Genomic DNA, 13,186 nt, shown 5'->3' with positions numbered 1-13,186 from the left:
GTGAAAAGGGGCATCTATAGGATGCCCTTTTTATACTTAAAATTATTCGAGTTATATAGACTAACTATATGACCCGATGGATTGTGAGTATATGCGTTGTAAAATTAAGAACCTATCTCATCAATAGTTGTTCTAATTATTGGTGAGATAGGCTCTGATGCAACGAAATAACGGCTGTATCACCAGCTTTATGCAGTTATATGAGATTTATTAAGGTTTTGCTCAGAAGATATGGTATATTTTACCGCTGCCACATTAAGAAATTCATTTTCATAATATCGTGGCGAAAAATTTGCTGAGCATGCCAGTAATGACCTGCGGAAAGTAGATAGGGCGCAATTGTCTTTTTGCTCGCTGACGACACTTTTACTTTTGCAGGTATTGTCAACGATACTCCCTGTTTGACTTAGCAAGCTCGGCGGGTACATAAGGGATATGTTGGCATATTCTATTGGTTCGGTCTGTTTGCTTTACCGTTTTGTAGGCTAACAGGCTTTATACATACTTCATGGTAACAGGTTGAATTATGAGTGCGAATAGCGAAGCTCAAGGAAGTGGACGCAGTGTAGACGTCTTTAAGTGGGTGGTGGTAGCTGTCCTACTACTGATTGCTATAGCTGGCAACTATTACTTCCGTCAATATAACCTCGCGCTGCGTGCTTTTGCTGTTGTGGCTATTGTCGCCATTGCAGGTGCTGTCGCTTTGTGGACCGTAAAGGGGAAACAAGCACTATCGTTTGCGCGTGAAGCTCGCATTGAGATGCGAAAAGTGATTTGGCCAACTCGCCAAGAAGCATTACAAACGACTTTGATTGTTGCTGCAGTAACGGCTGTTATGTCATTAATACTGTGGGGATTAGATGGTATCCTAGTGCGTTTAGTTTCGATTATTACAAGCCTGAGGTTATTCTAAATGTCAGATTCACCTAAAAAGCGCTGGTATGTTATTCAGGCTTTCTCTGGTTTTGAAGGCCGTGTAGCGCAATCACTACGTGAACATATCAAATTGCATGGTATGGAAGACTCTTTCGGCGAAGTCATGGTTCCAACCGAAGAAGTTGTTGAGATCCGTAGTGGTCAGCGTCGCAAAAGCGAACGTAAGTTTTTTCCAGGCTATGTATTAGTTCAAATGGTTATGAATGATGATTCATGGCACTTAGTACGTAGTGTACCGCGTGTGATGGGCTTCATCGGTGGAACGTCGGATCGTCCAGCACCAATTAGTGATAAAGAAGTCGATGCGATTATGAATCGCCTACAGCAAGTTGGCGACAAACCACGTCCTAAAACATTGTTTGAGCCAGGTGAAATGGTGCGTGTTAGCGAAGGTCCATTCGCTGACTTTAACGGTGTGGTTGAAGAAATCGACTATGAAAAGAGCCGCTTGAAGGTCTCTGTTTCTATTTTCGGTCGTGCAACGCCTGTCGAATTAGATTTCAGCCAAGTCGAAAAAGTCTAACTTTTTACGGCAAAAACTGGCTTGCAAAAGGTGTGAAATTTGACTACAATTTCGCGCCTTTTGTTTTTTACGCTTTGCATTATTTGGTTAACAAATTGCGGGGCGTGTTAATTAACGGGGAGCCTAAAATTAGGCGCTATCACCCATCTAGAGGAAATATACATGGCTAAGAAAGTACAAGCCTACGTTAAGCTGCAAGTTGCGGCTGGTATGGCTAACCCAAGCCCACCGGTTGGTCCAGCGCTGGGTCAACAAGGTGTGAACATCATGGAATTCTGTAAAGCGTTTAACGCAAAAACAGACAGCCTAGAAAAAGGTTTGCCAATTCCTGTTGTTATCACTGTTTACGCAGACCGTTCTTTCACTTTCGTTACCAAAACTCCACCGGCTGCAATTCTGCTGAAAAAAGCGGCTGGCGTTAAGTCTGGTTCTGGTAAGCCGAACAAAGAGAAAGTTGGTAAAGTAACCTCTGCTCAGATTCGCGAAATCGCTGAAACTAAAGCTGCGGACATGACTGGTGCTGATGTTGACGCTATGATGCGTTCAATCGAAGGTACTGCTCGTTCCATGGGCCTGGTTGTGGAGGACTAATCAATGGCTAAACTGAATAAGCGCATGCGCAATATCCGTGAAAAAGTTGATTCAACTAAACAGTATGACATCAACGAAGCCGTTGCTCTGCTGAAAGAATTAGCGACTGCTAAATTCGTAGAAAGCGTTGACGTTGCTGTTAACCTCGGCATCGACGCTCGTAAATCTGATCAGAACGTACGTGGTGCAACTGTACTGCCACACGGTACTGGCCGTTCAGTTCGCGTTGCAGTCTTTACTCAAGGCGCAAACGCTGAAGCAGCTAAAGCTGCTGGTGCTGAGCTGGTTGGTATGGACGATCTGGCTGATAAAATTAAAGCTGGTGAGATGGATTTCGACGTTGTTATTGCTTCTCCAGATGCAATGCGCGTTGTTGGCCAATTAGGTCAAATCCTGGGTCCACGTGGTCTGATGCCAAACCCGAAAGTGGGTACTGTAACACCTAACGTTGCTGAAGCAGTTCAAAATGCTAAAGCAGGTCAGGTTCGTTACCGTAACGACAAAAACGGTATCATTCACACCACTATCGGTAAAGTTGACTTTGATGCTGACAAACTGAAAGAAAACCTAGAAGCACTGCTGATTGCGCTGAAAAAAGCAAAACCAGCTTCTGCTAAAGGCGTGTACATCAAGAAAGTTAGCCTGTCTACTACGATGGGTGCAGGTGTTGCTATCGACCAAGCTGGTCTGTCAGCAGCAGTTTAATACTAATACTTTTAGTAATTAAACTTTACCTTTGCGTCAGATTTGTATAAAATCTGACGCCTTGAGTTTGCTAGTACTATTTTAGTATTAGTAAACCACGAATTTCGGTATGGAGTCTGGCCTTTCCAGACCCCGTCCAAGACCGCAGGTGTAGCAATACTTAATCTACCTGCGTAGACGGTGACAGAGATACCAAGAATTTTATTCTGGCTTCTGCTCACCGTGTTTTAGCGCTCAACACATGTCGTGTTTGGGTGATGTGAGTCCCCGGGGTTTCCCGGTTAATCCAGGAGCAAGAAGCTAATGGCACTAAATCTTCAAGACAAACAAGCGATTGTTGCTGAAGTCAGCGAAGTAGCCAAAGGCGCGCTTTCTGCAGTTGTTGCTGATTCACGCGGCGTAACTGTAGCAAAAATGACTGAACTGCGTAAAGCAGGTCGCGAAGCTGGCGTTTACATCCGTGTTGTTCGTAACACGCTGATCCGTCGTGCTGTTGAAGGTACTTCTTACGAAGTCCTGAAAGACGCGTTTGTTGGTCCAACCTTGATTGCTTTCTCTAACGAACACCCGGGCGCTGCTGCTCGTCTGTTCAAAGAGTTCGCGAAAGCGAATCCAGCATTTGAGATTAAAGCTGCGGCCTTTGAAGGTGAGTTAATCCAAGCGAAAGATATCGATCGTCTGGCAACACTCCCAACTTACGAAGAAGCAATCGCACGCCTGATGGCAACCATGAAAGAAGCCGCTGCAGGCAAACTGGTTCGCACTCTGGCTGCTCTGCGCGATCAGAAAGAAGCTGCATAAGCCCTTTCCTTCGTTGCTTTTTAACGTATAAACTATTTCTGAATTTTAGGAACACTTGTTATGTCTATCACTAAAGACCAAATCCTTGACGCAGTTGCTGAAATGTCTGTAATGGACGTTGTTGAACTGATCACTATGATGGAAGAAAAATTCGGCGTTTCTGCTGCTGCAGCTGTTGCTGTTGCTCCAGGTGCTGCTGCTGAAGCTGCTGAAGAAAAAACTGAGTTCGACGTTGTTCTGGCTTCTGTTGGCGGTAACAAAGTTGCTGTTATCAAAGCAGTTCGCGGTGCGACCGGTCTGGGTCTGAAAGAAGCTAAAGATATGGTAGAATCTGCGCCAGCAACTATTAAAGAAGGTGCTAGCAAAGACGAAGCTGAAGCTCTGAAAAAATCTCTTGAAGAAGCAGGCGCTTCTGTTGAGCTTAAATAAGTTCAGTCTTCAGTTTGCAGCCTAACTTAAAGGCTGATGGCTGGTGATTTTTTAATCACCAGCCTTTTTGCGCTGTAAAGCGTGATTGGGTGTTAACAGCTTTTTCACGCAATTTTGATGTTAACAAACCCTCCAATACTTCTTTCTATTGACGACTTAATATACTGTGTTCTCAGCTACGACCCGCTCGGGTAGCTCGGTAGTCAGAGTGGCACAATGAAATGATTTAAGAGTAATAGCAATGAGTATTACGGAAAGTGTTCATTTTCCATTTCAAAAAATAGCGTTATCGATGCTGTCCTTATGGACGGACAGAGTGGGTCACTGATCAGCGAGCTGAGGAACCCTATGGTTTACTCCTATACCGAGAAAAAACGTATTCGTAAGGATTTTGGTAAACGTCCACAAGTGTTGGATGTACCTTATCTCCTTTCTATCCAACTTGACTCGTTCCAGAAGTTTATCGAGCAAGATCCTGATGGTCAGAACGGGCTGGAAGCAGCTTTCCGTTCTGTGTTTCCTATTCAGAGCTACAGCGGTAATGCTGAACTGCAATATGTCAGCTATCGTCTGGGTGAGCCTGTTTTTGATGTTAAAGAATGTCAAATCCGTGGCGTCACATACTCTGCACCACTGCGTGTTAAGCTGCGCCTCATTGTTTATGAGCGTGAAGCACCAGAAGGCACTGTAAAAGACATCAAAGAACAAGAAGTCTACATGGGTGAAATTCCACTCATGACCGAAAACGGAACCTTCGTTATCAACGGTACTGAGCGTGTTATCGTTTCTCAGTTACACCGTAGCCCTGGTGTGTTCTTCGACAGCGACAAAGGTAAAACACACTCCTCAGGTAAAGTCCTGTACAACGCGCGTATTATCCCTTACCGCGGTTCATGGCTTGATTTTGAATTCGATCCGAAAGATAACCTGTTTGTACGTATCGACCGTCGCCGTAAATTACCTGCGACCATTATTCTACGTGCAATGGATTACAGCACCGAAGACATTCTGAACTTGTTCTTCGACAAAACTGTATTCCAAATCCGTGATAACAAGCTGATGATGACGCTGGTTCCTGAGCGTCTACGTGGTGAAACTGCTTCATTTGATATCGAAGCAAACGGCAAAGTCTATGTTGAAAAAGGCCGTCGTATCACTGCACGTCATATCCGCTTGCTAGAAAAAGAAGAAGTCAACAGCATTGAAGTGCCTGTTGAATATATCGCGGGTAAAGTAGTCGCAAGAGATTACATTGATGAAAGTACTGGCGAGCTGATTTGTGCAGCTAACATGGAACTTTCATTAGATATGTTGGCACGTCTGAGCCAAGCGGGTCATAAAACAATTGAAACATTGTTTACCAACGACTTAGACCACGGTGCTTACATTTCTGAAACCCTGCGTGTCGATCCAACAAATGACCGCCTGAGCGCGCTGGTAGAAATCTACCGTATGATGCGCCCTGGTGAGCCACCAACACGTGAAGCGGCTGAAAACCTGTTCGATAACCTGTTCTTCTCAGAAGATCGTTACGACTTGTCTGCGGTAGGTCGCATGAAGTTCAACCGTTCACTGGGCCGCGATGAAATCGAAGGTTCTGGTATCCTGAGTGAAGAAGACATCATTGATGTTATGCGTAAGCTCATCGATATCCGTAACGGTAAAGGCGAAGTCGACGATATTGACCACTTAGGTAACCGTCGTATTCGTTCTGTTGGTGAAATGGCAGAAAACCAGTTCCGTGTCGGTCTGGTCCGTGTTGAGCGTGCAGTGAAAGAGCGTCTTTCTCTGGGCGACCTCGATGCATTGATGCCACAAGATATGATCAACGCGAAGCCAATTTCTGCGGCAGTGAAAGAGTTCTTTGGTTCCAGCCAATTGTCTCAATTTATGGACCAAAACAACCCACTGTCAGAAATCACACACAAACGTCGTATCTCAGCGTTAGGCCCAGGCGGTCTGACTCGTGAGCGTGCGGGCTTTGAAGTACGTGACGTTCACCCAACTCACTACGGTCGTGTTTGTCCAATCGAAACCCCTGAAGGTCCGAACATCGGTCTGATTAACTCATTGTCTGTTTATGCACAGACTAACGAGTATGGTTTCCTAGAAACACCTTACCGTTTAGTGCGCGATGGTATCGTTACTGACGAAATTCACTATCTGTCAGCAATTGAAGAAGGAAACTTCATCATTGCTCAGGCAAACACCGTATTGGCGGAAGATGGTAGCTTCGTTGAAGAACTGATCACTTGTCGTAACCGTGGTGAATCAAGCTTGTTCAGCCGCGATCAAGTTGAATATATGGACGTTTCGACGCAACAGGTTGTTTCTGTTGGTGCGTCACTGATCCCATTCCTTGAACACGATGATGCTAACCGTGCATTGATGGGTGCGAACATGCAACGTCAAGCGGTTCCAACTTTACGCGCTGATAAACCATTAGTGGGTACAGGTATGGAACGTGCGGTTGCTGTTGACTCCGGTGTAACAGCAGTTGCAAAACGCGGTGGTACAGTTCAGTACGTTGATGCTTCTCGTATCGTTATTAAAGTTAATGAAGATGAGATGTATCCGGGTGAAGCTGGAATCGATATTTATAACCTAACCAAATATACCCGTTCTAACCAGAACACCTGTATTAACCAGATGCCTTGTGTATCTTTAGGTGAACCAGTTGAACGTGGTGACGTGTTAGCTGATGGTCCTTCAACTGACCTAGGTGAATTGGCACTTGGCCAAAACATGCGCGTGGCATTCATGCCATGGAATGGTTATAACTTCGAGGACTCCATCCTCGTTTCTGAGCGTGTTGTTCAAGAAGACCGTTTTACAACCATCCATATTCAGGAACTCTCTTGTGTGTCTCGTGACACCAAACTGGGGCCTGAAGAAATTACTGCTGATATTCCTAACGTCGGTGAAGCGGCACTCTCTAAACTCGATGAGTCTGGTATCGTGTACATCGGTGCTGAAGTTAAAGGCGGCGATATCCTAGTTGGTAAAGTGACGCCGAAAGGCGAAACCCAACTGACACCAGAAGAGAAATTGCTACGTGCAATCTTTGGTGAAAAAGCGTCTGACGTTAAAGACTCTTCTCTACGCGTTCCTAACGGTGTTTCTGGTACGGTTATTGACGTACAAGTATTTACCCGTGATGGCGTAGAAAAAGACAAGCGTGCGCTGGAAATCGAAGAAACACAATTACGTGATGCTAAGAAAGACTTAACTGAAGAGTTACGTATTTTCGAAGCCGGTATATTTGCTCGTATCCGTTCTGTATTGATCAGTGGCGGAATTGAAGCAGAGAAACTGGACAAACTGCCTCGCGATCGCTGGTTAGAGCTGTCTCTGGCTGATGAAGAGAAACAGAACCAGTTAGAGCAACTTGCTGAGCAGTACGATGAGCTGAAATCTGAGTTTGAGAAAAAACTCGATGCTAAGCGTCGTAAGATCACCCAAGGTGATGATCTGGCTCCAGGCGTACTGAAAATTGTTAAGGTTTATCTGGCTGTTAAACGTCAGATCCAACCGGGTGATAAAATGGCGGGTCGCCATGGTAACAAGGGTGTTATCTCAAAAATCAACCCAGTTGAAGACATGCCTTACGATGAAAACGGTAACCCTGTAGACATCGTTCTGAACCCACTGGGCGTACCTTCACGTATGAACATCGGTCAGATTCTGGAAACCCACTTGGGTATGGCTGCGAAAGGTATTGGTGACAAAATTAATGCTATGCTTAAACAGCAGCAAGAAGTTGCCAAACTGCGTGAGTTTATCCAGAAAGCCTATGACCTTGGTGATGACCCACGTCAAAAAGTGGATCTGAATACTTTCTCTGATGAAGAAGTATTGCGTCTGGCTGAGAACCTGAAAAAAGGTATGCCAATCGCAACGCCAGTGTTTGATGGTGCGAAAGAAATTGAAATTAAAGAACTGTTGAAACTGGGTGGTCTGCCAACTTCTGGTCAGATTACATTGTTCGACGGCCGTACTGGTGAGAAGTTTGAGCGTCAAGTAACTGTTGGTTACATGTACATGCTGAAACTGAACCACTTGGTTGACGATAAAATGCACGCCCGTTCTACTGGTTCTTACAGCTTGGTTACTCAGCAACCGCTGGGTGGTAAAGCTCAGTTCGGTGGTCAGCGTTTCGGGGAGATGGAAGTGTGGGCACTGGAAGCATACGGTGCAGCCTATACACTCCAAGAGATGTTGACTGTTAAGTCGGATGACGTTAACGGCCGTACGAAGATGTATAAAAACATCGTCGATGGCAGCCATCAGATGGAACCTGGTATGCCGGAATCCTTCAACGTATTGTTGAAAGAAATCCGTTCACTGGGTATCAACATCGAACTGGAAGACGAGTAATTCGTTTGTACCGGAAGGCTAATTTTAGTCTTCCGGCCAGTATAAGTACTGGGATTAGGGGAGAGGCAGGGGCCTCTCACCTGACAGGTCTAACTCCGACAGGAGCCATTTTGTGAAAGACTTAATAAAGTTTCTGAAAGCGCAAACCAAGACCGAAGAGTTTGATGCGATCAAAATTGCTCTGGCATCACCTGATATGATCCGTTCATGGTCATTCGGTGAAGTGAAAAAGCCAGAAACCATTAACTACCGTACGTTCAAACCTGAGCGTGACGGCCTTTTCTGTGCGCGTATTTTCGGGCCAGTAAAAGACTACGAATGTCTGTGCGGTAAGTACAAACGTTTAAAACACCGCGGTGTGATTTGTGAGAAGTGTGGCGTTGAAGTCACCCAGACTAAAGTTCGTCGTGAGCGCATGGGGCATATTGAACTTGCTTCTCCGACAGCACACATCTGGTTCTTAAAATCACTGCCATCCCGTATCGGTTTGTTACTTGATATGCCTCTGCGTGATATCGAGCGTGTTCTGTATTTTGAATCTTATGTCGTTGTTGAAGGCGGTATGACTAGCCTTGAACGTGGACAGATCCTGACAGAAGAACAATACCTCGATGCGCTGGAAGAGTTCGGTGACGAATTTGACGCGAAAATGGGTGCGGAAGCAATCCAAGGTCTGCTGAAAAACCTCGATCTTGAGAACGAGTGTGAAACACTACGCGAAGAGTTGAATGAAACTAACTCTGAAACGAAGCGTAAGAAGCTGACTAAGCGCATTAAACTATTAGAAGCGTTCATTCAATCTGGCAACAAACCAGAGTGGATGATCCTGAACGTTCTACCTGTATTACCACCTGATCTACGTCCATTAGTTCCTCTGGATGGTGGCCGTTTCGCAACGTCAGATCTGAACGATCTGTATCGTCGCGTGATCAACCGTAACAACCGTCTGAAACGTCTTCTGGATCTGGCTGCGCCAGACATCATCGTACGTAACGAAAAACGTATGCTGCAAGAAGCGGTTGACGCACTGTTAGATAACGGTCGTCGTGGTCGTGCAATTACAGGTTCTAACAAACGTCCTCTGAAATCTTTGGCTGATATGATCAAAGGTAAACAAGGTCGTTTCCGTCAGAACTTGCTAGGTAAGCGTGTTGACTACTCAGGTCGTTCGGTTATTACAGTAGGTCCATACCTGCGTCTGCATCAGTGTGGTCTGCCTAAGAAAATGGCTCTTGAGCTATTCAAACCATTTATTTATGGCAAATTAGAACTACGTGGTCTGGCAACAACCATTAAAGCAGCGAAGAAAATGGTTGAGCGCGAAGAAGCGGTAGTTTGGGATATCTTGGATGAAGTTATCCGTGAACACCCAGTCATGCTGAACCGTGCACCAACACTTCACCGTCTGGGTATCCAAGCGTTCGAGCCAATTCTGATCGAAGGTAAAGCTATCCAATTGCACCCACTCGTTTGTGCGGCATATAACGCCGACTTCGATGGTGACCAAATGGCGGTACACGTTCCTTTAACTCTGGAAGCTCAGTTAGAAGCACGTGCGTTGATGATGTCAACCAACAACATTCTGTCACCAGCAAGTGGTGAGCCTATCATCGTTCCTTCACAGGACGTTGTATTGGGTCTCTACTATATGACTCGTGACTGCGTAAACGCGAAAGGCGAAGGCATGGTTCTGGCCGGCCCGAAAGAAGCTGAGCGTGTTTACCGTTCAGGTCATGCATCACTGCATGCCCGCGTTAAAGTCCGTATCACTGAAGAAGTGAAAGACGGTGAAGGTAACATTACGATTAACACCAGTATGGTTGATACTACTGTTGGTCGTGCAATTTTGTGGATGATCGTACCAAAAGGCTTGCCTTATTCGCTGGTTAACCAAGCGCTAGGTAAGAAAGCGATCTCCAAAATGCTGAACACCTGTTACCGTGTACTGGGTCTGAAACCAACAGTTATTTTTGCTGACCAAATCATGTATACCGGTTTTGCCTACGCGGCACGCTCTGGTGCATCTGTTGGTATCGACGATATGGTTATTCCTGAGAAAAAAGCAGGGATCATCGCCGAAGCAGAAGCGGAAGTTGCAGAAATTCAGGAACAGTTCCAGTCTGGTCTGGTGACAGCAGGCGAACGTTACAACAAAGTTATCGATATCTGGGCTGCGGCAAACGAACGTGTTGCTAAAGCGATGATGGAAAACCTGTCAACTGAAACAGTTATTAACCGTGACGGTGAAGAAGAACAACAGGTTTCTTTCAACAGTATCTTTATGATGGCCGACTCCGGTGCTCGTGGTTCTGCCGCTCAGATCCGTCAGCTTGCGGGTATGCGTGGTCTGATGGCTAAGCCAGATGGCTCAATCATCGAAACACCAATCACGGCGAACTTCCGTGAAGGTCTGAACGTTCTCCAGTACTTTATTTCTACGCACGGTGCTCGTAAAGGTCTTGCGGATACCGCATTGAAAACAGCGAACTCTGGTTATCTGACTCGTCGTCTCGTTGACGTTGCTCAGGACTTGGTTGTGACTGAAGACGATTGTGGTACTCACGAAGGTATCCTGATGACTCCGGTTATCGAGGGTGGCGATGTTAAAGAACCACTGCGTGAGCGTGTATTGGGTCGTGTGACTGCGGAAGACATCCTGATCCCAGGTACCGCGGACATTCTGGTTCCACGTAATACGTTGCTACACGAAAAATGGTGTGACCTGTTAGAAGAAAACTCTGTTGACAGCGTTAAAGTCCGTTCCGTCGTTAGCTGTGAAACTGACTTCGGTGTGTGTGCTCACTGTTATGGTCGTGACCTGGCTCGTGGTCATATCATCAACAAAGGTGAAGCTATCGGGGTTATCGCGGCACAGTCAATCGGTGAACCAGGTACACAGTTGACGATGCGTACGTTCCACATCGGTGGTGCGGCATCTCGTGCGGCAGCAGAATCTAGCATCCAAGTTCGTAATCCAGGTACGCTGAAACTGGTTAACGCGAAATTTGTGACTAACTCAGAAGGCAAACTGGTTATTACTTCACGTAATACCGAATTACGCCTGATTGATGAGTTCGGTCGTACTAAAGAGAGCTACAAAGTTCCTTACGGTGCGCACCTGACTAAAGGTGACGGTGAAGCAGTTAACGGTGGCGAAACTGTTGCTAACTGGGATCCACATACCATGCCAGTTGTCAGTGAAGTATCCGGTATTATCCGCTTCTCTGACATGATTGATGGTCAAACAATGACTCGTCAGACTGATGAATTAACCGGTCTGTCTTCAATCGTTGTTCTGGATACTGCGGAACGTACTAGTGGTGGTAAAGACCTGCGTCCTGCATTGCGTGTTGTTGATGCAAATGGTAACGATGTGCTTATTCCTAACACAGACATGCCTGCTCAGTACTTCTTACCGGGTAAAGCAATTGTTCAGTTAGATGATGGCATCGCTATCAACGTGGGTGATACTTTAGCGCGTATTCCACAAGAATCTGTGGGTACTAAAGATATCACGGGTGGTCTACCACGCGTTGCTGACCTGTTTGAAGCACGTCGTCCGAAAGAGCCTGCAATCTTGGCTGAGATCAGCGGTATTGTTTCTTTCGGTAAAGAAACCAAAGGTAAACGTCGTCTGGTGATCACACCGATGGATGGTTCTGATCCGTATGAAGAGATGATCCCTAAATGGCGTCAGCTCAACGTGTTTGAAGGTGAGATCGTAGAGCGCGGTGACGTGATCTCCGATGGCCCAGAGTCTCCACACGATATCTTGCGTCTGCGTGGTGTTCATGCGGTTACGCGTTATATCACGAACGAGGTTCAGGAAGTTTACCGCTTACAAGGCGTTAAGATTAACGATAAACACATCGAAGTTATCGTTCGTCAGATGCTGCGTAAAGTGACTATCTCTGACGCGGGAAGCTCTGAATTCCTTGAAGGTGAGCAGGTTGAGTACTCACGTGTTAAAGTTTCTAACCGTAAACTTGAGCAGGATGGTAAGATCCCAGCTAAGTTCGAACGTGACCTGTTGGGTATCACGAAGGCATCTCTGGCAACAGAATCCTTCATCTCAGCAGCATCGTTCCAAGAAACCACACGCGTACTGACAGAAGCTGCCGTTGCAGGTAAACGTGACGAGCTTCGCGGTCTGAAAGAGAACGTTATTGTGGGTCGTCTGATCCCAGCAGGTACTGGTTTTGCGTATCATCAAGACCGTATCCGTCGCCGTCATCTGAATGATGTTGTGGAAGCGCCACAAGTCAGCGCAGATGAAGCTACGGCTAACCTGGCTGAACTGTTAAATGCAGGGTTCAGCAGCGATAACAATTAAGGCTTATAAGCCTGATTGAAACACAATAATAAAACCGGCGCTTCAATAGCGCCGGTTTTTTTGTAGGTATAAATCAGCAATATAAAATGTCCGTTTTGCCACTAACCCTTATTGACAGTGATAATGTGAATATGCGGACACGCGAGATAATTGGCTAACTCTGGAAAATAATTATTTGGGGAAGAAATTAAAGGCTCTTTTTTAATTTCATGAAATCCTGCATTCGATCGTAGGTATTTCTAGATATGGCCAACGCCATATCTCTTCATAAATATCGGGTAATGTATCAAAAGAAGAATACTGCAAATTATGTTTGATGGTGTCATTCTCAATGGAAGGCATAAAACGATATTTTCGAGTCACCATGTCATGTCCTTAAGTAGAAAAGAATATACATAGTCATTAATATCACAAATATAAATAGCGATAGGATATATGTTTATTTATTAGCTTTTATTATAAAGTGATTAATGTGAACTTATCGCTATGAC

9 protein-coding genes are annotated in these 13,186 nt (G+C 45.5%); 8 read left to right on the top strand and 1 reads right to left on the bottom strand.

From position 1 onward, the window contains the following. Positions 1 to 241: 241 nt before the first annotated feature. Positions 242 to 388, bottom strand: a complete 147-nt coding sequence (locus PR699_RS18100; protein ID WP_004924828.1) for a hypothetical protein — start codon at positions 386 to 388, stop codon at positions 242 to 244. A gap of 138 nt (positions 389 to 526) precedes the next feature. Between PR699_RS18100 and secE the strand changes: the two genes are divergently transcribed. The 8 genes from secE (at position 527) to rpoC (ending at position 12,695) form a co-directional block, all read left to right on the top strand. Continuing rightward, on the top strand, positions 527 to 913 hold the full coding sequence (gene secE, locus PR699_RS18095; protein WP_004924767.1) for a preprotein translocase subunit SecE: 387 nt from the start codon (positions 527 to 529) through the stop codon (positions 911 to 913). Beyond that, positions 914 to 1,459, top strand: coding sequence for a transcription termination/antitermination protein NusG (gene nusG, locus PR699_RS18090; RefSeq protein ID WP_004924769.1), 546 nt, complete (start codon positions 914 to 916; stop codon positions 1,457 to 1,459). 162 nt (positions 1,460 to 1,621) lie between these two features. Further along, a complete protein-coding gene (gene rplK, locus PR699_RS18085) occupies positions 1,622 to 2,050 on the top strand; it encodes a 50S ribosomal protein L11 (protein WP_004924771.1) in 429 nt (142 codons plus the stop codon). A gap of 3 nt (positions 2,051 to 2,053) precedes the next feature. After that, positions 2,054 to 2,755 (top strand): 50S ribosomal protein L1, encoded by a 702-nt coding sequence (gene rplA / locus PR699_RS18080; protein WP_004924773.1) that lies wholly within the window; start codon positions 2,054 to 2,056, stop codon positions 2,753 to 2,755. A 303-nt stretch (positions 2,756 to 3,058) separates the two neighbouring features. Further along, complete coding sequence (gene rplJ, locus PR699_RS18075) at positions 3,059 to 3,556, top strand: 50S ribosomal protein L10 (RefSeq protein ID WP_004924776.1); 498 nt, start codon at positions 3,059 to 3,061, stop codon at positions 3,554 to 3,556. Between the two features lie 60 nt (positions 3,557 to 3,616). Further along, positions 3,617 to 3,985 (top strand): 50S ribosomal protein L7/L12, encoded by a 369-nt coding sequence (gene rplL / locus PR699_RS18070; protein ID WP_004924778.1) that lies wholly within the window; start codon positions 3,617 to 3,619, stop codon positions 3,983 to 3,985. Between the two features lie 348 nt (positions 3,986 to 4,333). After that, a complete protein-coding gene (rpoB, locus tag PR699_RS18065) occupies positions 4,334 to 8,362 on the top strand; it encodes a DNA-directed RNA polymerase subunit beta (RefSeq protein ID WP_014656956.1) in 4,029 nt (1,342 codons plus the stop codon). Positions 8,363 to 8,474: 112 nt separating this feature from the next. After that, the gene (gene rpoC / locus PR699_RS18060) at positions 8,475 to 12,695 is read left to right on the top strand and encodes a DNA-directed RNA polymerase subunit beta' (RefSeq protein ID WP_004924780.1); all 4,221 of its coding nucleotides are present in this window, start codon (positions 8,475 to 8,477) and stop codon (positions 12,693 to 12,695) included. The last annotated feature ends 491 nt before the right edge of the window (positions 12,696 to 13,186 follow it).

Origin of the sequence: Providencia sp. PROV268 (genome assembly GCF_028477805.1) — a bacterium.
GTDB classification, from domain to species: domain Bacteria; phylum Pseudomonadota; class Gammaproteobacteria; order Enterobacterales; family Enterobacteriaceae; genus Providencia; species Providencia stuartii.
Note: the sequence above shows the minus strand (reverse complement) of the source record. Positions and strands in the feature narration are given on the sequence as shown.